At 66.5% G+C, this 20,553-nt stretch carries 15 protein-coding genes; 10 read left to right on the top strand and 5 right to left on the bottom strand.

Annotated features, from left to right (window positions below; genetic code table 11):
• Positions 1-40: 40 nt before the first annotated feature.
• Positions 41-1,486 (bottom strand): xylulokinase, encoded by a 1,446-nt coding sequence (gene xylB, locus QX051_RS05525; protein WP_315775394.1) that lies wholly within the window; start codon positions 1,484-1,486, stop codon positions 41-43.
• A 128-nt stretch (positions 1,487-1,614) separates the two neighbouring features.
• Here xylB and QX051_RS05520 point away from each other — a divergent pair, with 128 nt between their 5' ends.
• The 4 genes from QX051_RS05520 to QX051_RS05505 all read left to right on the top strand — a co-directional run bounded on the left by QX051_RS05520 (position 1,615) and on the right by QX051_RS05505 (position 6,820).
• Entirely contained in the window at positions 1,615-2,448 is an 834-nt protein-coding gene (locus QX051_RS05520) for an SDR family oxidoreductase (protein ID WP_315734340.1), read from the top strand.
• Positions 2,449-2,620: 172 nt separating this feature from the next.
• Positions 2,621-3,745: a GGDEF domain-containing protein gene (locus tag QX051_RS05515; protein ID WP_315775393.1), complete on the top strand. Its 1,125-nt coding sequence runs from the start codon at positions 2,621-2,623 to the stop codon at positions 3,743-3,745.
• Positions 3,746-3,849: 104 nt separating this feature from the next.
• Positions 3,850-5,184 carry an acyclic terpene utilization AtuA family protein gene (locus QX051_RS05510; protein ID WP_315775392.1) on the top strand — a complete coding sequence of 445 codons (1,335 nt, stop codon included), beginning with the start codon at positions 3,850-3,852 and terminating at the stop codon, positions 5,182-5,184.
• A gap of 85 nt (positions 5,185-5,269) precedes the next feature.
• Positions 5,270-6,820, top strand: a complete 1,551-nt coding sequence (locus QX051_RS05505; RefSeq protein ID WP_315775391.1) for a GMC family oxidoreductase — start codon at positions 5,270-5,272, stop codon at positions 6,818-6,820.
• A 3-nt stretch (positions 6,821-6,823) separates the two neighbouring features.
• On the opposite strand, the gene ggt is transcribed toward QX051_RS05505, so the two are convergent.
• Positions 6,824-8,497 carry a gamma-glutamyltransferase gene (gene ggt, locus QX051_RS05500; RefSeq protein WP_315775390.1) on the bottom strand — a complete coding sequence of 558 codons (1,674 nt, stop codon included), beginning with the start codon at positions 8,495-8,497 and terminating at the stop codon, positions 6,824-6,826.
• Positions 8,498-8,711: 214 nt separating this feature from the next.
• Here ggt and QX051_RS05495 point away from each other — a divergent pair, with 214 nt between their 5' ends.
• Together QX051_RS05495 and QX051_RS05490 are read left to right on the top strand one after the other, a co-directional pair.
• On the top strand, positions 8,712-10,205 hold the full coding sequence (locus QX051_RS05495) for an amidohydrolase family protein (protein ID WP_315775389.1): 1,494 nt from the start codon (positions 8,712-8,714) through the stop codon (positions 10,203-10,205).
• The gene (locus tag QX051_RS05490; RefSeq protein ID WP_315775388.1) at positions 10,202-11,131 is read left to right on the top strand and encodes a GTP-binding protein; all 930 of its coding nucleotides are present in this window, start codon (positions 10,202-10,204) and stop codon (positions 11,129-11,131) included. The genes QX051_RS05495 and QX051_RS05490 overlap by 4 nt, the downstream gene beginning before the upstream one ends.
• Before the next feature lie 16 nt (positions 11,132-11,147).
• Here the strand turns inward: QX051_RS05490 and QX051_RS05485 are convergent, their stop codons facing one another.
• Positions 11,148-12,284, bottom strand: a complete 1,137-nt coding sequence (locus tag QX051_RS05485) for a GGDEF domain-containing protein (protein ID WP_315775387.1) — start codon at positions 12,282-12,284, stop codon at positions 11,148-11,150.
• Positions 12,285-12,393: 109 nt separating this feature from the next.
• Positions 12,394-13,470, bottom strand: a complete 1,077-nt coding sequence (locus QX051_RS05480) for a J domain-containing protein (RefSeq protein ID WP_315775386.1) — start codon at positions 13,468-13,470, stop codon at positions 12,394-12,396.
• Between the two features lie 482 nt (positions 13,471-13,952).
• On the opposite strand from QX051_RS05480, the gene QX051_RS05475 reads away from it, so the two are divergent.
• From QX051_RS05475 to QX051_RS05460, 4 genes are all read left to right on the top strand, one after another.
• Positions 13,953-14,828, top strand: a complete 876-nt coding sequence (locus QX051_RS05475) for a dihydrodipicolinate synthase family protein (RefSeq protein WP_315775385.1) — start codon at positions 13,953-13,955, stop codon at positions 14,826-14,828.
• A 196-nt stretch (positions 14,829-15,024) separates the two neighbouring features.
• Positions 15,025-17,364 carry a xanthine dehydrogenase family protein molybdopterin-binding subunit gene (locus tag QX051_RS05470; RefSeq protein ID WP_315775384.1) on the top strand — a complete coding sequence of 780 codons (2,340 nt, stop codon included), beginning with the start codon at positions 15,025-15,027 and terminating at the stop codon, positions 17,362-17,364.
• A 413-nt stretch (positions 17,365-17,777) separates the two neighbouring features.
• On the top strand, positions 17,778-18,818 hold the full coding sequence (locus QX051_RS05465; protein WP_315775840.1) for a linear amide C-N hydrolase: 1,041 nt from the start codon (positions 17,778-17,780) through the stop codon (positions 18,816-18,818).
• Positions 18,819-19,059: 241 nt separating this feature from the next.
• A complete protein-coding gene (locus QX051_RS05460; RefSeq protein WP_315775839.1) occupies positions 19,060-20,178 on the top strand; it encodes an amidinotransferase in 1,119 nt (372 codons plus the stop codon).
• A gap of 12 nt (positions 20,179-20,190) precedes the next feature.
• Here QX051_RS05460 and QX051_RS05455 read toward each other — a convergent pair whose 3' ends face one another.
• On the bottom strand, positions 20,191-20,508 hold the full coding sequence (locus tag QX051_RS05455) for a multidrug efflux SMR transporter (protein ID WP_315713960.1): 318 nt from the start codon (positions 20,506-20,508) through the stop codon (positions 20,191-20,193).
• Positions 20,509-20,553 lie beyond the last annotated feature (45 nt).

Here is a 20,553-nt window from a genome sequence, read left to right as displayed (position 1 = left end):
CGCTGCAACACGTCGCGGCGACGGCAGCTCGGAGATGCGTTCAGCTCGGCCGACGATAGAGCTGTCGCCAGCGCGGCCGCCGCTCGGCATAGGCTGCCGACAGCGCGACGTCCGGAGCGAAGGTCCGCACGCGCGCCGGCGGCGTGCAGACCGCGCCGATGTCCTCGCCGGTGACGGCAAGACGTGCCAGCCGCGCCGCGCCGAAGGCGGCGCCGGTCTCGCCCTCGGCCAGCCGATGAACGGGAATGTCGAGGACATTCGCCAGGATCGCGAGCCAAAGGTCGGAGCGCGATCCGCCGCCGATCGCATCCGCCTCGGCAATCACAAGGCCGGTTTCCGTCAACGCGTCGCGGCAGTCGGCCAGGGCGAAGGCAACGCCCTCGAGCACCGCCTGAACGATGGCGTTGCGGTCGGTGGCATGGCTCAGGCCGTCGAGCAGGCCGCGGACATGGGGATCGTCATGCGGCGTCCGCTCGCCCGCAAGATAGGGCAGGAAGCTGACCGGCGATGGCATGGCGGGCCGGGTGCCCAGCGGCGCAAGCAGCTCGGTCTCGCTCGCGCCGAGCAGCCGCGCGACCCAGGCGAGGCATGAGGCCGCCGACAGCATCGCGCCGGCCTGCAGCCACATCGCTGGGATCGCATGACAGAAGGTGTGAACGACCCGCTCGGGATTGGCCGTGACGGTGTCGACCGGCGTGATCACGGCGCCGGACGTGCCGAGCGTGATGAACGTGGCGCCCGGCCTGACAGCACCGATGCCGACGGCGCCGGCCGGGTTGTCGCCGGCGCCGCCCGCGATGGTTGGGCGCTTCGTCATGCCCCAGCGTTCCGCGAGGTCGCTGCGCAACCGACCTGCCGGTGCGCAGCCTTCGACGAGGCGCGGCATCTGCGCACGCGTGAGGCGCGTGGCGGCAAGGCCCTCGTCCGACCAGTCGCGCCTGGTGACATCGAGCCAGAGCGAGCCGGACGCATCGGACATGTCCTCGATCGCCTCGCCCGACAGCACCAGCCGGACATAGGCCTTCGGCTGCAGAACCAGCCGCGTGGCCGCGAAAATCTCCGGCTCGTGCGCCTCGATCCACATGAGCTTCGGCGCGGCGAAGCCGGGCATCGCCTTGTTGCCGGTGATCTTGCGCAAAGCGGGCCAGCGCTGCTCCAGCGCGACACATTCGCGCTCCGACCGGCCATCGTTCCAGAGAATGCACGGCCGCAACGGATTCATGGCGGTATCGAGCAGTACCGGGCCATGCATCTGGCCCGACAGGCCGATGGCTTCCACCGCCGCCACCGCGCCGGGATGATCGACCTTGAGCGCATCGAGCGTGATGAACACCGCGGCGATCCACGCGGCGGGGTCCTGCTCGGCCCAGCCCGGTCGCGGCACGTCCATCGCCAGGGCGTGGCTGCGACTCGCAACGACGCGCTGCGCGTCATCGACGATGATCGTCTTGACCGCGGATGTTCCAAGATCGATGCCGAGATACATGACGCCTCACGCCTGCGTGCGCAATGACGGATACGGAGTGGAGCGATACCAGACTCCTGATAGCCTTGTCATCCGAACGCGAGTCATCGCAGCGTGCCGAGGCGAGATCATTTTCAAGGAGTCGAGACATGGAGCCATCTGATCAACCAGCCGAACGGGCGTCGCGTCTCGTCGGACACTACGCGCTGGTGACGGGCGCAACGCAAGGCATCGGCCGCGCGATCGCGGTGCGGTTCGCCGAGGAGGGCGCGCATGTTGCGATCAATTTCGGCGGTCCGTCGCCGTCCGGCGACGAAACCCTGGCGCTGGTGCAGGCGGTCTCCGCCGCGCACGGTCACGGCGCACGTGATCATTTCGCCGTGAAGGCCGACATCGGCGTCGAGGCCGAGATCGCCGAGATGTTCGAGACGGTGCTCAAGCGCTGGCCCAGGCTCGACTGCCTGGTCAACAATGCCGGCTTCCAGCGGGAATCGCCCAGCGAGGCGCTCGACGTCGACACGTATCGCAAGATTCTCGAGGTCAATCTCAACGGCGCCGTGCTCTGCGCGCGTCACGCGCTGGCGCATTTCGTCGCGCGCGGCGGCGGCAACATCATCAACACCTCGAGCGTGCACCAGATCATTCCGAAGCCGGGCTATCTCGCTTATTCGATCAGCAAGAGCGCGATGGCGGGCCTCACGCGGACCTTGGCGCTCGAATTCGCCGGGCGCGGCATCCGCGTCAATTCGGTCGGGCCCGGTGCGGTCGACACGCCGATCAACGCGGCCTGGACCGGGGACCCGGTGAAGCGCGCCGCGGTCGAGTCTCATATTCCGATGGGGCGGGTGGCGAGCCCGGAAGAGATCGCCGGCGTGTTCGCCTTTCTCGCCTCGGCCGAGGCGAGCTACATCACCGGGCAGACGATCTATGCGTGCGGCGGCATTACGCTGTTCGGCGAATTCCGAGACAATTGGGCGAGCTGATCCGGCGCCAGCATCGGTCTTGCGCGCCGTGCGCCTGCCATCATTCGCATTGTCGTCGTCGTGGTGAGGTTCTCTTAAGCATCCGCCGCGCATGGCAGCCCTTCGCGGGTGCAGCGAGATTTCGTTAAGGCGTGGGTACGAGAGTGCGCGCGCCTGGCGAACTGGAATTGCGATGCATCGATTGGACCCGGACATTCGTCGCGATCTCGCGCATCTGCTGTACAGCTCGATGCCGTTGGTCGGGACGATCTCGGCCGCCGCCGTCGTGATCGGCAGCGTGATGGCCTGGGTTGCGCGCGATCCGGGCTACGCCGCGATCACGGTGGTGCTGCTGGTGATCGGTGCCCTTCGTGTGATCAAGCTGCGGATGTTCGCGGCGCGCTTCGATCGGCTCGATCACGATGGCATCATTCGCTGGGAACGCCTCTACGGCCTCGGCGCTGCCGCCTTCGGTCTGGCCGTCGGTGCGTTGTCGGCACGCGCGTTTCAGATCGGCGACGGGCCCGGCATTTGGATGTGCTTCGGCCTGTCGATGGCCTTCTGCGTCGGCATCGTGTCGCGTGTCAGCCCATGGATCGTCATGACCTCCTCGGCGGTGCTGCTGATTCCGACCGTGGTGGCCTGCCTGATGCAGCCCGAGCCAGTGTACCGGATGGGCGCCGGCATGGTGGTGCTGTTCTGGATCACACTGCGCGGAACGTCCTATCGACTCACGGCTGCCTTCACCGAGCGGATCACGGCGCAGCAGGCCTTGGCGCGGCAGGCGCTGTGCGATTTCCTCACCGGCCTGCCGAACCGCGCCGCGTTCATCGCCGCACTCGGCCGTTGCGATCGCCCCGTCGCCATCATCGCGGTCGATCTCGACGGTTTCAAGCTCGTCAACGACCAGTTCGGCCATCAGGCCGGTGACGAGCTGCTGCGTCAGGTCGGCGCACGCCTGCAGGACTGTCTCGGGGACGCCGGCCTTGCGGCGCGGTTCGGCGGTGACGAATTCATGCTGCTGCTGCCTGCGGTGGGACGCGACGCCGCGCTCGTGCTGGCGCAAGCCGCGGTGACGGCACTGTCGCAACCGTTTGTCTTGACCGGAATGCGCGTTCAGATCAGTGCCAGCGCCGGCATTCTGGTTACCGATGATCGGCAGGCCGACACGGAGTCTCTGCTCGACCAGGCCGATCGCGCGCTCTATGCGGCCAAGCGCGCCGGCGGCCAGCGATGGTGCTGGGCTGACGAGCACATCGCCGTTGCCGTCACATGCACGGCAAGCAGCGAGGCGCCGACGCTGGCGCTCGCGGACTAGCAGCATGCCTGACCGTTCCATGCGGACGCTGGCAAGGTCGGACCGCGGCCGCTAGTGTGATCGGCAGAAGCCGACGAACGGCATGATGTCAGGAGGAGCGGCCGATGCGGAGCATCAGGATCGGCGCCGGAGCGGGCTATTCCGGCGACCGGATCGAGCCTGCGGTGGAGCTCGCGGCGAAGGGCGGCCTCGACTATCTCGTGTTCGAGTGCCTGGCGGAGCGCACGATCGCGCTGGCGCAGCAGGCGCGCATGAAGGATCCGGCCGCCGGCTATGATCCGCTGCTGGCGGCGCGCATGCAGGCCGTGCTGCCGATCTGCCGCGCCAACAACGTCCGTATCGTCACCAACATGGGTGCGGCCAATCCGGTCGCCGCGGCCGAAGCCACCCGCACCATGGCGCGCCGGCTTGGACTGGCGGGGCTGAAGATCGCGGCCGTGACCGGCGACGATGTTCTTGAGCCGTTGAAGACAGCGGATGTCGTGCTCGACACCGGCGACACGATCCGGGCCCTCGGCAATCGGGTCGTCTCGGCCAACGCCTATGTCGGGGCGGGCGCGATCGCGGAGGCGCTCGCGGCCGGCGCGGATGTCGTGATCACCGGGCGCGCCGCCGACCCGGCGCTGTTTCTCGGACCTCTGATCCACGAGTTCGGCTGGGCCCTGGATGATTGGGACCGGCTCGGGCAGGGCACCGTCGTCGGTCATCTGCTCGAATGCGCCGGGCAGATCACCGGCGGTTATTTCGCGGACCCCGGAGTGAAGGATGTTCCCGATCTCGCCCGGCTCGGCTTTCCGATCGGCGAGGTGCGCGAGGATGGCGAACTGATCGTGACCAAGGTCGCGGGCTCCGGCGGCTGCGTCACGCCGGCGACCGTGAAGGAGCAACTGCTGTACGAGATCCACGATCCCGAGCAATATTTCCAACCCGACGTCGTGGCGGATTTCTCGCAGGTGACCGTCGAGGAGCTTGGTCCGGACCGGGTCAGGGTGGTCGGCGGCCGCGGCCGGCCGAAGACGGGACTGTTGAAGACCTCGGTGGGCTATCTCGATAGCTATGTCGGCGAGGGGCAGATCTCCTATGCCGGCCCTGGCGCAGTCGCGCGTGGCCGCCTCGCGCTCGATATCGTCCGTGAGCGCCTCGCACTCATCGGCGTGGCGACGAGCGAGCTGCGCTGCGACCTGATCGGGATGAATGCGCTGCATGGCGACGATCGCGGACAAGTCGCCGAGCCCTACGAGGTGCGCGTTCGCGTCGCCGGGCGGACCGAGACGATGGCGGAGGCGGTCCGCATCGGCAACGAGGTCGAGACGCTCTACACCAATGGCCCGGCCGGCGGCGGCGGCGCCTGGAAATCGGCGCGCGAGGTGATCGCCGTCGCTTCCTGTCTCGTTCCCGAGGACGTGCCGCAGCTCTGCGTCGGCATGCTGGTGGCTTGAGCTTTCGAGGGCTTCACGGATCGCTCCCGGCAGCGCAAGCTGGTGGTCATGGTTGCGATGCCTGAGAACAGCGAGAATTCAGTCCATGTATGACGTCATTGTCGTCGGCGGCGGCTCGGCGGGAGCGGCCGTCGCTGCGCGCCTGTCGGAAGACTCCCAGACGCGGGTCCTGCTGCTGGAAGCCGGCGCCGACTGGCGCGCGGACGACGCGCCGTGGGAGATCGTGACGCCCAATCCGATTCCGATCATCCATGATCGCGCCTTCCAGGAGAAATGGCAGTGGCCGCAGCTGATGTCCCGCCGCGTCGCCGGGCAGGACATGCGCTTCTACTGGCGTGGCAAAGGGCTGGGCGGCAGCTCGATGATGAACGGCCAGATCGCGATCCGCGGTGTGGCCGATGCGTTCGACGAATGGGCGGCCAATGGCTGTACGGGATGGTCAGCCAAGGAGGTCATGCCGCTGTTCTCGGTGATCGAGGACGATCTCGCGCTTGGCGATCGCGAGGGGCACGGTCGCGGCGGCCCGCTTCCGGTCTACCGCGCACCGCCTGACAAGTGGGGCCCGATCGACCGCGGCTTGCGCGATGCTGCGCTGGCGAGCGGCTATCCCTGGTGCGACGATCTCAACGGGCCCGACGGCGAAGGCGTCGCCTGCTATCCGATCAACAGCCGCAACGGCCGTCGTATCTCCACCAACGAGGCCTATCTGGAGCCGGCGCGCGGCCGTTCGAACCTGGAGATCCGCGGCCGGGCCCTGGTCGAGCGGCTGCTGATCAGCGACGACAGGGTCACCGGCGTGCGCGTCCATGTCGAGGGCGAAGGCGTCAAGGAGATCGCGGCGCGCGAGGTCGTGCTGTGCGCCGGCGCCATCCATAGCCCCGCGATCCTGCTGCGCTCCGGGATCGGCCCCGCGGCGGATCTGCAGGCCATGGGGCTTGCAGTCGTGCGCGATCTTCCCGTCGGCCGGTACTTCTTCGATCACCCGCTGTTCCGCACCACCATTCAGTTGCGTGAGGCGCTGCGTCCGACCGATCGCGATACGCGCCATACCAATTGCTGCGTCACTTACTCATCGGGCCTTGCCGGCGGCGGCAAGCGCGACATGATCCTGATCGCGTTCAACCATCGCGGCATCGGCGTGCCCGGCGCGATCGGCGCCGGACTGTTCAACGCCTTCTCGCGCGGCACGCTCAAGCTCGCCTCGGCCGATCCGAGCGACGATCCGATCGTCGAGGAGAACATGCTGGCTGATCCGCGCGACATCGCGCGGATGCGCGACGCGGTGAAGCGGCTGGCGCTGATCACGGTGCAGCCGGCGCTGCGCGACATCGCCGACTGGATTCGCCTCGGCGATACGGAGCTCACGCTGCCGCAGGCGGCTGCGCTGCCTGATGTCGAGCTCGATGCGCTGCTGCGGCAGGTCACCGGCGACATCCAGCATGCGGCGGGGAGCTGCCGCATGAGCGGCGTCAACGATGACGATGGCGTGGTCAATCCGGATGGTACCGTGAAGGGCATCGCCGGGCTGCGGGTCGCCGACGCCTCGATCATGCCGTCCGATTGCCGCGCCAACACGCATTTCACCACCGTCGTGATCGGCGAGGCGATCGCGCGGATGATGCGAGAGCGCCTGTAGAGCTCACGCGATGGCGAAGCGAAGCCCGGCGCGGGCGCGCCCGCCGGAGATCGCGATCGGCGTGCCGTCGGCGCGCCAGCACGCGGCTCCCGTCAGCGTGCCGTCGTCGCCGAACGCAATCGCATTCATGCCGCCGGCCACGACCGGCTCGCGCTTGATCTCGTGGCCGCGTGCGGCAAGCTCCGCCGCGACGGCTTCGGGAAACGCCGGCTCGAGCTCGAGCACGCCGCCCTGGGTCCACAGCCGCGGCGCCTCCACCGCCTCCTGCAGCGACATGCCATGGTCGATCAGGTTGACCAGCGCCTGGAAGGCCGAGGGAAAGATGCGCAAGCCGCCGGGCAGGCCGAGCGCATAGCGCAAGCGGCCGTCGCGCAGCGCCATCATCGGCGCCATCGAGGTGAAGACGCGCTTGCCCGGCTGGATCGACAGCGCACGGCCCGGATGCGGATCGAAATTGTACATGTAGTTGTTGGCGGTCATGCCGGTGCCCGGGATCTGCACGCAGGCGCCGAACAGGCCGTTGATGGTCTGGGTCGCCGCGACGACGTTGCCCTCGGCATCGGCGACCGTGACATGGGTGGTGTTGGCGGACTCCGTTGGCGCAAGGCCCGGGGCGAAACTCCGAGCCCGGCTCATGTCGATCTGCGCCCGCCGCTCCGCGGCATAGGCCTTCGACGTCAGCCGCTCGACCGGCACGTCGACGAAAGCGGGATCGGCAGTGGCGACCGCGCGGTCGGCGAAGGCGATCTTCAGCGCTTCGGCGAGCAGATGCACGCCATCGGCCGAACCGAAGCCGAGCCCGCCGACATCGAAGCCTTCGAGGATGTTCAGCATCTGCACGATGTGCACGCCGCTGGAGGAGGGCGGCGGCGGGCCGATGATCTCATGGCCGCGATAGAGGCCGCGGATCGGCGCGCGCTCGGTCACGCGGTAGGCGGTGAGATCCGCGGCGTCGATAAGGCCGCCGTTCTCCGCCATGTAGCTGGCCAGCGCGGCGCCGAGCGCTCCGCCGTAGAGTGCTGCAGGTCCTTCCTTGGCGATCAGCCGCAGCGAGGCGGCGTAGTCGCTCTGGATCACGCGCGTGCCGGGCCTGACCGGCGCGCCGCCGGGCAGGAACAGCGCGGCGAGATGCGGATCGCCCGCGAGGTCGTCCGCGACCAGCCGCACGCAGTCGTTGAGATAGGGGCTGGCGATGAAACCATGCTCGGCGAGCCGGATCGCCGGAGCCATCACCTCGGCCAGCGGCAGCCGGCCGAAGCGCGACAGCGCCTCGCACCATCCCTTCAGCGCGCCGGGCACGGCGACCGCCAGCGCGCCTGCGACGTTGCGGCGGCCGCGGGTCTCGCGCGCCAGCGCGATCTCGTCGGAGACCGGATCATACATGCCGGGGTCAGCGCGCGACGGCGCGGTGCTCAGGCCGTCGAGCACGACGTGGCGGCCGTCGGCGAGGCGGATGTGCGACAGGCCGCCACCGAGAATGCCGACCATCATCGGCTCGACCACGGTGAGCGCAAACAGGGAAGCGACCGCGGCATCGATCGCATTGCCGTCGCGCATCAGCATCTCGGCGCCGGCGCTGGAGGCGAGCGGATGGTTGGTGACGACCATCCCGCGCGAGCCCGTCGCCGGCTGCTTCTCGCAGGTGAAGTCGGCGATGCGCCGTGTGGGCGAAGCCATTCGGGTCTCCTCTGTCGAACGGCGGATGCCGAGAGGTCGTTTTCGCAATCCTGACCGATCCCTTGCGCAAGGGGAAGAGCGGCGCCCCAGTTCGACGAACTGATAAGTGCGTCACGCATGGCTCGGAGAGCATCGATCTCTCCCGCCGCGTTCTCATCGCCGCGCATCTGTGTTAGGCCTGCGCGCAGTTCCACTTTGCGAGCCCAGCTGATTCATGCCTCACTACGATCTGATCATTCGCGGCGGCCGCGTGCTCGACCCCGAAACGCAACTCGACGTCACCGCCGACGTCGCGATCAAGGATGGCGCGATTGCCGCCGTCGGCGACGTCACCGGAGCGGCGGATCAGGTCATCGATGCGGCCGGCCTTGCCGTCGTGCCCGGCTTCATCGATCTGCACGCGCACGGCCAGTCGCTCCCGGCGGACCGCATGCAGGCGTTCGACGGCGTCACCACGACGCTCGAGCTCGAGATCGGCGTCATGCCGGTGGCACGATGGTATGACGAGCAGGCGGCGATCGGCCGCCTTCTCAACTATGGCGCCGCTTCTGGCTGGGTGTTCGCGCGCATCGCGACGATGACGACGCAGCAGACCGCATCCAGCATCGCCGGCATGGGCGAGGCGATGCGCGACAAGCGCTGGGTCGAGGAGGTCGCGACTGCGGCCGAGACCGCGGAGATCGTCGAGCGCACCCGGCAGGGGCTGGAGCAGGGCGGCCTTGGCATCGCCTTCCCGAATGCGTATGCGCCCGGCACCGGCATGAAGGAGCTGTCGGAGCTGTGCAGCCTGGCTGCCAAGCAGAACGTGCCGACCTATACGCACATTGCCTACATGTCGAATGTCGATCCGCGCAGCTCGGTCGACGCCTATACGCGGCTGATCGGGCTTGCCGGCTCGACCGGTGCCCACATGCACATCTGCCATTTCAACAGCACCAGCCTGCAGGATGTCGAGCGCTGCGCCGAGCTGGTGCAGACCGCGCAGGCGCAGGGCCTCAAAGTCACGACTGAAGCCTATCCCTACGGGACCGGCTCGACGGTGGTCGGCGCCGGCTTCTTCGCCGATCCGGCGTTCTGCCAGCGCATGGGCACCGGCTATGACGCGATCGAGATGGTCGCCGAGCGTCATCGTCTCGGCAGCCGCGACGAATTGCTCGCGCGGCAGCAGGAAGATCCCGGCGCATTGGTGCTGATCCATTTCCTCGATGTCGCCGTCAACCAGCGCCACCGCGACCTGCTCGACGTCTCTGTGCTGTTTCCAGGGGGCGCCATCGCGTCGGACGCGATGCCGTGGATCCTGTCCAACGGCACGGACTACACCGGCGACGCCTGGCCGTTGCCGGACGACGCAGTGTCGCATCCGCGCTCGTCGGCGACGTTTACAAAATTCCTGCGCGAATGGGTGCTGGACCGCAAGGCGGTGCCGCTGATGGAGGGCCTCGCCAAGTGCACGCTGATCCCGGCCCGGATTCTGGAACCATCGACGCCCGCGATGCGAAAGAAGGGACGGCTGCAGGCCGGCTGCGACGCCGACATCGCGGTGCTCGATCTCGCCAGCCTGCGCGACCGCGCCGACTTCCTCAACATGAACCGGCCGTCCGAGGGCGTGCGGCATCTGCTCGTCCATGGCCGCGCCGTCATCGCAAATGGTGATCTTGTTCGCGATGTCAGGCCGGGACAGGCGGTGCGCCGTCCGATCCTGTCATGATCGTCCCGGTCCTGCTGGTTGCCGGATCGCTCGGCGCCGGCAAGACGACCCTGCTCAATCATCTGCTCGCCAATCCGGACGGGCGGCGCATCGCCGCCATCGTCAACGACTTCGGCACGGTCGACATCGACGCCCAACTGCTCGGCACGGTGACGGAGGAGGTGATCAGCCTGAAGAACGGCTGCATCTGCTGCTCGCTGCAGGGCGACCTGCTGCGCACGCTGTCGTCGGTCATCAAGCGCGATCCGGCCCCGGATGCGATTGCGATCGAGACCTCGGGCATTTCCGATCCGGCCGAGATCATTCGCAACCTGATGGATCCCGTGATCTTCAAGGTCGCGCCGCTCGAGACCGTGGTCACGCTGGTCGATCCGCAGCGGCTGCGCGACGATCCTGAGATCGAGCACGACGCGCTGTGGCGCTCGCAGCTGCGCGCCGCCGATTTCGTGCTGCTGAGCAAGGCCGACCTGCTCGACCGCGCCGCCCTCGACGAGGTCCGCGCCGTCGTGGGCCGCACCAAGCCGCAATCGGCGATCTTCGAGATCGCCCATGGCATCGTCGCGCCGGACCTGCTGTTCAGCCGCGACATTCGCGCGCCGCGAGAGCTGCCCAACCAGGTGCCGACGATGTCGCAACCTTTCGCAACCCTGACCTGGACCTCCCAGGCCCCGCTGTCGCTGGCCCGCTTTCAGCAGGTGATCGGCAAGCTCGCGCCGCGCACGCTGCGCATCAAGGGCATCCTGCTGTTCACCGACCATCCGGGACAGCCGATCCTGTTTCAGTCGGTGGCGACGCGCGGCACGTTGGCGCCATCGCCAGTGCCGCCCGCGGACGGCCTCACGGCCCAGCTCGTGCTGATCGGACGCGAAGGTGAGCTCGACGCCGCCGAGATCGACGCACTGCTGCGCGAGATGGTCGTCGTTTGAGATCGAAGGGCGCGCGTCAGCTCGCCTGCCGCAATGCGCCGTCGGCGGCTTCGGCCCAGGTGCAGCAGCCGCCCCCGGCGCGCTTGGCGGTGTAGAGCGCGCTGTCGACTTCGCGCAGCACCTCGTCCATGGCCTCGTCCGTGAGCGGCCGGTCGTTCACCAGCAGGCCGGCGCTGGCGCCGATCACCACGGGTATGTCGGACAGCAGGAACGGCATCGATAGCGAGCGGACCGCCTCGCGCGCGAGCCCCAGCGCCTCGTCGCGTCCGTTCGCGCCGCGCGCGACCGGCCTCAGCAGCATGAACTCGTCACCGCCGAAGCGCGCGGCGAGGCCGCCCGGGCCGACACAGCTCGACAGCCGGGTCGCGACTTGCCGCAACAGCTCGTCGCCCGCGTGGTGCCCGTGGCGGTCGTTGACAGGTTTGAAACCGTCGAGGTCGATGGCAATGATCGCGATGGTCCCGACCGCGCGTTCAAGCGCGGCCAGGAAGGCGGCGCGGTTCGGCAGGCCGGTCAGGAAATCATGGTTGGCCTGGCGGGCCAGTGCGTGCTTGGCCTCGAGCCGTTCGATGAAAGCGGTGCTGAGATGACGCGATGCCTCGCGGATCGAAAACCAGAACAGCACCAGCAGAACGGCGCCGAGCTGATAGGGCAGCTCGGGGCGCATCAATCCGGCGATCAGCGTCGGGGCGAGCAGCACGGCGGTGGTCGTCAGCACGACCCACGGGCGGATCGCCGCGCGGGACACCATGCCGACGCAATAAGACATCGACAGGCCGAAGGCGATCCATGCGCCCGGAGCATCGTTGAGCTGGAACGCGCGGAAGGTGAGAGCGCCAAGTGCAAGGCCGAAGGCGGCGGCGCCCGCGGCGTAGACCTTCTCCCAGAGGATCACGTCGCGATCGGACAGGCGCCCCGCATATTGCTTGTAGCGCAGCAGGCTGACGACGCGACCGATGGCGTTGACGATGATCGCGAACGAGATCGCGATGTAGCCGGGATCGTCGTGCAGGACCGCAAGCGTGACCGAGCCGGTGATGGCGGCCGCATTGATCGACATGACCTGCGGCAGAGAGGTGTACAGGAGATCGACGAGCTCGCGCCGGATCGCCGGGTTCGGATGGATGAATCTGGAAAGCAGCCCGTGTCCCATGGGGACACCATGCGACACCTTTCCTAACAGTTGATGGGCTTGAACGATTCGCGCGACGAAGGTTCGAAGTTACCTTAAATCTTCGTCAATCCGTCAATCCGTCAATCGCTCAAGGCGCGCGGCTGGGATCGGTGGTCGGATAGATCGGCGTCGCCGTCGACATTCGCGAGGGCATCGGCGCCGCCGCCGCCACTTTCGGCGCCTCGGCCTTCGGCGTTTCCGCCTTGATGTCGGATTTGGGCGGCTCGAGCTTCAGCGGCCGCAGCGGCTGACGCTTCGCCATCGCGTCGAGCACGGCGCGGTTGGTCTTCTCGATGCGCTTTGCGGCCGCGACGTCGGCAAAGGCGCGGTCGAACTTGCGCATGCGATAGAACACGATGCCGCGGTCGATATAGGCCTCGTGGTAACGGGGATCGAGCTGGATCGCGGCGTCGAGATCGGCCAGCGCCGCCGCGAAATCGCCCTTCTGGAACGCGGCCATGCCGCGATCGTGACGGGCCTGGGCCTCGCTCGACGCCGTGCCGCCGGCGAGCATTGCATCTGCCGTGCATGGCGCGGTCGCGCCCGCCGCGCAGGGCGTACGCTCCTGCTCGGCCGAATAGACCACGTCCACCTTGCTGACCCGCAACGGCAGCGGCTCGGCGGGAGCGGAGGCATTGTTGCTCGACGCATTGCCGTTGCCGACCGTCGTGCCGGCAGCCGGGTCGCTACCGGGATTCGCGGCCGCGTCGCTGGCCGTCGCCGCGTCAGTGAGGCTATCGATCGGCCTGGCGGGAACCTGGTTCGGCTTTACCTTGTTGGTCGCAACCACGATCGGCTCGAGCGGCGCGACGGATGCCGAGGACATGTGGGTGAATAGGAGGTAGCCCGTCAGCGCCAAGGCGGACGCGCCGGCCAGCGCCATCACGCCGGACGCGACCTTGTGCACCTTGGCAACGACGGCGAGCTTGGAATCCTGCCGATGCTCGTCCTGCGCGGCGCCGAGCAGCCGGTCATAGGCCGTGCGCTGCTCCTTGTCGCCAAGAATGTCGTTGGCGCGGATGATCTGTCGAAACCGCAGCGCGGCGTCCGGATCGCCGGGATTGACGTCGGGGTGGCTCTCTTTGACCGCTTTGCGGAAGGCCACCCGGATATCGTCAGCGTCATCGTCCGGAAGAGCTCCGAGTAAATCGTAAAGCGTCTTCATCGTCGTTCTCGCTGCAGGCTTCCCTCGTCTCCGATCGAAATTCCTACGGCGAATTTACGCTGGAGCACTCGTACTAACTGTTTCCGCTTGGCATGATGGTTGGTCAATCCGGCGGAAAAATGACTGAAAATGGCGAAGTTCGTAGCCATTTTTGCCGTGTTTGAGCCATCGCGCTCGTCTTTCCTCGTCATGGAGCGCGCAATCTCAGATTGAGTCGCTGCTCTCTAGCCGCCTCCGCCGCCGGATCTTCCTCTATGGTGAAGAGAAAGTTTGAAGCCGGATTTAACGGGAGCTGATTGGCAGGTCAGTTATTTGCGACAACATGCGATTGCCGCAGCAGTGTGGCACCGTCGCTCACCCGCCCGCGCGAGCCAGGTTCCGCCAGGGCGGACGCCGTTTTTGGAAACGCTCCGTGCAGCGGAAGCCGCCCGCGATCAGGCGCCTGCTTGCGGAACCAGCGGCCCGGCCGCTATACCGGCCGCATGGCTGAATTTCACGGTGTCTTTCCCTACCTGGCCTCGCCGATCGGCGCGGATGGCACGATCCGTACGGAGGTGCTGGGGCGTCTGTGCGACGACCTGATCCATGCCGGTGTGCACGGCCTGACGCCGCTCGGCTCCACCGGTGAGTTCGCCTATCTCGATCGCGCCCAGCGCATGGCCGTCGTGGAGACGACCATCGATGCGGCCCAGGGCCGCGTTCCCGTGATCGCAGGCGTGGCCTCGACCGCGATCGCTGACGCGGTGGCGCAGGCCAAGGCTTACCAGAAGCGCGGCGCAACCGGCATCCTGGCGGTGCTCGAAGCCTACTTCCCGGTCAACGACGCCGGCATCGAGGCGTATTTCCGGGCGATTGCCGATGCGGTCGACGTTCCCATCGTCATTTACACCAATCCCCAGTTCCAGCGCTCGGACCTGTCGCTCGATGTCATTGCGCGCCTCGCCGAGCATCCGCGCATCAACTACATCAAGGACGCGTCCACCAACACCGGCCGGCTGTTGTCGATCATCACTCGCTGCGGCGACGCCATCAAGGTGTTCGCTGCGTCCTCGCACATTCCGGCGGCGGTGATGCTGATCGGCGGCAAGGGCTGGATGGCCGGGCCGGCCTGCATCATCCCGCGCCAGAGCGTCGAACTCTACAATCTCTGCAAGGCGTCCCGCTGGGACGATGCGATGCTGCTGCAGAAGAAGCTGTGGCGCGTCAATGAGGCCTTCGCCCGCTTCAACCTCGCGGCCTGCATCAAGGCCGGCCTGTCGATCCAGGGTTACGACGTCGGCGATCCCGTGCCGCCCCAGGCCCCGCTCACGCTCGAGCAGCGCAAGGTCGTCGAAGAGGTCCTCAGCAGCCTGGGGTAATGCCAGGATCCTTACTGCCGTCATGGCCGTGCCGACCCGGCCATCCATGCCAAGCGGAAACGAAGTCGTGGATGCCCGGGTCCAGCCCGGGCATGACAGTGTGGTATGCCGCACCAGCACAATCACGGCTTGGCCAGCGGAACTGCGATCCGCTAAAACGCATGCAATTGCATTTGAACTGACCAAGGACTGACGAATGAACATTCTTCCAAACAATATGCGGTTTGGTGCGGGGCAGCCCGTCAAGCGTCTGGAGGATCAGCGACTGCTGACCGGGAAGGGACAGTTCATCGACGACAAGGCGGAGGACGGCGCGCTCTGGCTCTACGTGCTGCGCTCGCCGCATGCCCATGCGAAGATCGTGTCGATCGACACCGCCGCCGCCCGCGAGATCGCCGGCGTGCAGGCGATCTATACCGGCGCGGACCTCGTCGCCGACGATGTCGGCACCATTCCGACATTGGCGATCTTCAAGCGTCCCGACGGCAAGCCGATGACGGTGCCGCCGCGCCGCCTGCTGGCGCACGAGATCGTCCGCTTCACCGGCGAAGCGGTCGCCGCCGTGGTCGCGACCTCGCGCACGATCGCGCAGGAAGCGGCGGAAGCGATCGTCGTGGACTACGAGGTGCTGCCGGCGGTGACCGATCCGCTGAAGGCGCTCGAGCCGGGTGCGCCCGTCGTCTGGGCCGAGGCGCCGGACAATATCGTTGCCGCGATGAGCTATGGCGATGCCGCCAAGGTGGAGGAGGCCTTCTCCAGCGCTGCGCACAAAGTGTCGCTCGACATCACGAGCCAGCGCCTGGTGCCCTCGGCGATGGAGCCGCGCTCGACCATTGCCGAGATCGAGAAGAAGACCGGCCGGCTGTTGCTCCATGTGCAGTCGCAGACGCCGGCCTCGACCCGTGACGTCCTTGCGGAAGCCGTGCTGAAGCGGCCGAAGGAAAGTGTGCGCGTGCTGGTCGGCGACATCGGCGGCGGCTTCGGCCAGAAGACCAACCTCTATCCGGAGGACGGCATCGTCGCCTATGCCGCGACCAAGCTGGCCAAGAAAATCCGCTGGCGCGCCGAGCGGACCGACGAGTTCGTCGGTGGCACGCATGGCCGCGATCTCACCTCGACGGCCGAGTTCGCGCTCGATGCCAAGGGCAGGGTGCTGGCCTATCGCGTGCGTTCGATCGGCGCCACCGGCGCCTATTCGTCGGGCGCAGCCAACATCATCCCGCTGGTGCTCGGGCCGTTCGTGCAGACCGGAGTCTATGACCTGCCGCTGGTGCATTTCGAGGTCAAGACCGTGATGACGCATACGGCGCCGGTCGGCGCCTATCGCGGTGCCGGACGCCCCGAGGCGGTGTTCATCGTCGAGCGCCTGTTCGACACGGCCGCGCGCCAGATCGGGATCGATCCGCGTGCGATCCGCAAGGCGAACTATATCAAGCCGGCGCAGCTGCCCTACACCAACGCGGTCGGACAGGTCTATGATTCCGGCGCCTTCGCCCACATGCTGGAGCGCGCGTCCAAGCTTGCCGATTGGGACGGCTTCAACGCGCGCAAGCGCGAGGCGAAGAAGCGTGGCATGCTCTACGGCCGCGGCCTGACCAGCTATATCGAATGGACCGGCGGCCGCGCCCACACCGAGAAGGTGTCGCTGCATGCGACGGCCGAAGGCCGCGTGATCCTGCATTCCGGCACCATGGCGATGGGGCAGGGGCTGCAGACCACCTACACGCAGATGATCTCCGACACGCTGGGTATCCCGCTCGACAAGATCGACGTCGTGCAGGGCGACACGGATCTCGCCACTGGCTTCGGCAGCGTCGGCTCGCGCTCGCTGTTCGTCGGCGGCACCGCGGTGGCGGTGTCGTCGAACGATCTCATTACCAAGGCGCGCGAGAAGGCATCGAACCTCTTGGAGACCGCGGTCGAGGACATCGAATATCGCGATGGCGTCCTGACGGTCGTTGGCACCGACCGCCGCATCAGCCTGTTCGAGATCGCCGGCAAGGAGAAGCAGGCCAAGCTCTCGGTCGACAGCGAGGGCGAGGTCGACGGTCCGAGCTGGCCGAACGGCACGCATGTCTGCGAGGTCGAGATTGATCCGGAGACCGGCATCAGCCGCGTGGTGCGCTACACCACGGTCGACGACGTCGGCGTCGCCGTCAATCCGATGCTGGTGGCGGGCCAGATCCATGGCGGCGTCGCCCAAGGCATCGGCCAGGCGCTGTACGAGAACGTCGCCTATGATGCCGACGGCCAGCTCCTGACCGCGACCTATCAGGACTACTGCATCCCGCGCGCCGACGACGTGCCGCCGATCGTGGTCACCCTCGACGATTCTGCGCCGTGCAAGACCAACCCGCTGGGCGCCAAGGGCTGCGGCGAGTCCGGTGCCATCGGCGGTCCGCCCTGCGTCACCAACGGCGTGATGGACGCGCTGTTCGAGTTGGGCATCACCAACCTGCAGACGCCGCTGACGCCGGAGAAGGTGTGGCAGGCGATCTCCGAGGCGAAGGCGGCAAAGGCCAAAGCGTCGGCCTGAGCGAGCGCGCGGGACGCTCCCGCGTCGGACGTGCTCCTGTTGCGTCGCTCAACGCGCCGATCTGCGCCGAGCTGTTCGGTGACGAGGGCGGCGAGGGTTACGCCCGCATCTGGTCGCGCCCCTGCATGCGCAGCGGCGACTGATCTTGCTGCGTCATAGCCCGCCATTCCGGGGCAGCCCGTCAGGGCTGAATCCGGAATCTCGAGATTTTCGGTGCAATTGCGCACCTGAGGGGACGATGCTGTCGGATCGCCCCGCCGAGCCCGGCAAGATAACGATCTCATGCGAATCGTCGCGGCGCCGCGACCGAGAGCGACGATGATTGACCCAGATCAAGGTCGCCGACTCGCACTCGCCTCTAGATTGTATCCAACACAACGAGGAGCGCGACCATGCGGCGGTGTGCGGGCGTGATGCGCGGGGCGATGGCTTTGGCAATGGTCGCGTCTGGATCATCTCTGGCGGACGCGTGTTCGCGCGTCCTCTGGGCCGATAATGGTCAGGCCGTTGTCACCGGGCGCAACATGGATTGGCCCGAAGACATGCGCACCGATCTCTGGGCCTTCCCGCGCGGCCTTGCGCGCAAAGGCGAGAGCGGCGACGACAACGAACTGAGCTGGACGTCGAAATACGGCAGCGTCGGCGGGGCGGTTTATAATCTGGCGATCGCCGACGGCATGAATGAAAAAGGTCTTGTCGCCAACCTGCTGTGGCTCTCCGAGAGCGATTACGGAAAGCGCGATCTCAAGCGCCCCGGCCTCGCGCTGTCGCTATGGGCGCAATACAACCTCGACAACTTTGCCACCGTTGCCGAGGCCGTGGCCGACATCGAAACCGGTCGCTATCAACTCATCACCGCCGGCATGCCCGGATACGCGACGGCGACCGTGCATCTGTCGCTCTCGGACGCGACGGGCGATTCGGCGATCATCGAAATCGTCGATAGCGGCAAGGTGCGCGTTCATCACGACCGCCGCTATCTGGTCATGACGAACTCGCCGCCCTTCCCCGAGCAGCTCGCCAATCTGAAGAAATACCACGTCTTTGGCGGCACCGAAGCGCTGCCGGGGACGAGCGAAGCGGCCGACCGCTTCGTCCGCGCCGCCTATTACATCCAGAACCAGACCAAGCCGTCGGACACCCGCCAGACCGTGGCCCGCATGTTGTCGGTCATGCGCAACGTGGCGCAGCCTTTCGTGCGGCCAGACCCGAAGCGGCCGGAGGCGTCGCATACGATCTGGCGGGCCGTCGCCGACTCGACCGACCGGCTCTATTTCTTCGAATCGACGCTCAGCCCGAACATCGTCTGGGTCAACTTGCCGCTCATCGACCTTTCCGTCGGCGCTCCGATCCGCAAGCTCGACCTGTCCGGGGCGGACAGCGATCTGGTCGGCGAGGTGAGCAGCCAGTTCAAGCCGGCCGCGCCGCTGGAATTCAAGAAAGGCGGCTCCTGACGGGGCGGAACCCTGAGGACAGATACAACGTCATCTTTATATCTGCGTTGTGGCGCTCGCACGCCGCGCGACATGATTGCGGGCGCTCGCCGTGCAGCCCTGCCACCGCACCGGGCCGGAAGCGCCGCGCCGTTTGTTAAGGACGGATTGTGGTGCATTGCAGCACTGAGGCTATGCGCCGGCGATGCTGTCGCACCAGAGTATTCCTGCCACATCAGCAACCTCCTGCTTTGGTCATGCCATGATCACGCACGAAATCGGCCCGGATGCCGACCGCAAGGTAAGGATCTCTCCGGTCAACTCGCACAATGAGTGGGATCCACTCGAGGAAGTGATTGTCGGAAGGCTCGAAGGCGCGACGATCCCATCCGCCCATCCGGTCGTCGCCTGTAACATTCCGGGAATGGCGGCACGGGCGCAAGCGCTGCTCGGGGGCTTCCGCTATCCAAGGATGTTGATTGAACCGGCTCAGCGCGAGCTCAATGGCTTTGTTGCGCTGTTGCAGTCGCTTGGCGTGGTGGTCACCCGGCCGGAACCGGTTGATTTCAAGAAGCGCTTCAGCACGCCCGAATGGTCTTCGCGCGGCTTCTGCAACTCCTGCCCGCGCGATAGCATGCTGGTGATCGGAGACGAAATTATTGAAACGCCCATGGCGTGGCCCAGCCGCTATTTCGAGACCCATTCCTTTCGTCCGGTCCTGAAGGACTATTTCCGTCGCGGCGCCCGCTGGACTGCCGCGCCACGGCCGCAACTCACGGACGAACTGTATAACGCCGATTTCAGACGGCCCGAAGAAGGTGAGCCGATGTCATATATTCTGACTGAATTCGAACCGGTGTTCGACGCTGCCGATTTCGTTCGCTGCGGGCGCGATCTGTTTGTAACCCTCAGCAATGTCACCAATGCATCCGGCATCGAATGGCTGCGCCGCCATCTCGGCGACGGCTATCGCATCCACGAGATCGAGAGCCGCTGTCGTAGCCCGATGCACATCGACACGACCATTTTGCCGCTGGGGCCGGGCAGGCTTCTGATCAATCCCGAATACATCGACGTCAGCCGCCTCCCGGACATACTGAAGAAATGGGACATTCTCGTCGCTCCCGAGCCTGATCCGATCACCGATCGCTTGCTCAATATCACGTCGCTATGCGGAAAATGGCTCAACATGAATGTACTGATGGTGGACGAAAAGCGCATCATCGTTGATCCGCATCATGTGCGAACGATGCGTGCGATCGAGCAATGGGGTTTCGAGCCGATCCCCTGCGAATTCCTGCATTACGCCGCATTTGGCGGCGCATTCCATTGCGCGACGCTCGACATCAGGCGGCGCGGGGCGCTCGAGAGCTATTTTTGAGGATTGGCACGCCTATCCGGACTCGAGGCGCAGTCCGACGATGCCAAGTACAATGAGACCAATCGAGGCGAGCCGGGTCGCGGTCGTCGGCTCGTCGAACAGATAGATTCCGAAGAGAGTGGCGACGGCGATGCTCGCGCCGGTCCACGCGGCGTAGGCCGTGCCCATCGGGATCGTCTTCACGGCGAGGCCAAGACAACCGACGCTGGCGCCCATAAAACCCACGGTGACCAGGATCGACGGCAGGCGCGAGAGACCTTCGGAATATTTGAGAGCGATCAGCCAACCCACCTCGCAAAGGCTGCCAATGAATAAGATCACCCAGGCCATGAGAGGTTCTCCCAAAAGATGGGCTTAACGATCCTCGACGGAGTT

This window comes from Bradyrhizobium sp. SZCCHNR1053 (genome assembly GCF_032381235.1).
GTDB lineage: Bacteria > Pseudomonadota > Alphaproteobacteria > Rhizobiales > Xanthobacteraceae > Bradyrhizobium.
Note: the sequence above shows the minus strand (reverse complement) of the source record. Positions and strands in the feature narration are given on the sequence as shown.

What these genes read in the sequence shown, in the direction of transcription:
- xylB (WP_315775394.1), bottom strand. Translation starts at nt 1,486, where the DNA reads ATGTATCTCGGCATCGATCTTGGAACATCCGCGGTCAAGACGATCATC.
- QX051_RS05520 (WP_315734340.1), top strand. Translation starts at nt 1,615, where the DNA reads ATGGAGCCATCTGATCAACCAGCCGAACGGGCGTCGCGTCTCGTCGGA.
- QX051_RS05515 (WP_315775393.1), top strand. Translation starts at nt 2,621, where the DNA reads ATGCATCGATTGGACCCGGACATTCGTCGCGATCTCGCGCATCTGCTG.
- QX051_RS05510 (WP_315775392.1), top strand. Translation starts at nt 3,850, where the DNA reads ATGCGGAGCATCAGGATCGGCGCCGGAGCGGGCTATTCCGGCGACCGG.
- QX051_RS05505 (WP_315775391.1), top strand. Translation starts at nt 5,270, where the DNA reads ATGTATGACGTCATTGTCGTCGGCGGCGGCTCGGCGGGAGCGGCCGTC.
- ggt (WP_315775390.1), bottom strand. Translation starts at nt 8,497, where the DNA reads ATGGCTTCGCCCACACGGCGCATCGCCGACTTCACCTGCGAGAAGCAG.
- QX051_RS05495 (WP_315775389.1), top strand. Translation starts at nt 8,712, where the DNA reads ATGCCTCACTACGATCTGATCATTCGCGGCGGCCGCGTGCTCGACCCC.
- QX051_RS05490 (WP_315775388.1), top strand. Translation starts at nt 10,202, where the DNA reads ATGATCGTCCCGGTCCTGCTGGTTGCCGGATCGCTCGGCGCCGGCAAG.
- QX051_RS05485 (WP_315775387.1), bottom strand. Translation starts at nt 12,284, where the DNA reads ATGGGACACGGGCTGCTTTCCAGATTCATCCATCCGAACCCGGCGATC.
- QX051_RS05480 (WP_315775386.1), bottom strand. Translation starts at nt 13,470, where the DNA reads ATGAAGACGCTTTACGATTTACTCGGAGCTCTTCCGGACGATGACGCT.
- QX051_RS05475 (WP_315775385.1), top strand. Translation starts at nt 13,953, where the DNA reads ATGGCTGAATTTCACGGTGTCTTTCCCTACCTGGCCTCGCCGATCGGC.
- QX051_RS05470 (WP_315775384.1), top strand. Translation starts at nt 15,025, where the DNA reads ATGAACATTCTTCCAAACAATATGCGGTTTGGTGCGGGGCAGCCCGTC.
- QX051_RS05465 (WP_315775840.1), top strand. Translation starts at nt 17,778, where the DNA reads ATGCGCGGGGCGATGGCTTTGGCAATGGTCGCGTCTGGATCATCTCTG.
- QX051_RS05460 (WP_315775839.1), top strand. Translation starts at nt 19,060, where the DNA reads ATGATCACGCACGAAATCGGCCCGGATGCCGACCGCAAGGTAAGGATC.
- QX051_RS05455 (WP_315713960.1), bottom strand. Translation starts at nt 20,508, where the DNA reads ATGGCCTGGGTGATCTTATTCATTGGCAGCCTTTGCGAGGTGGGTTGG.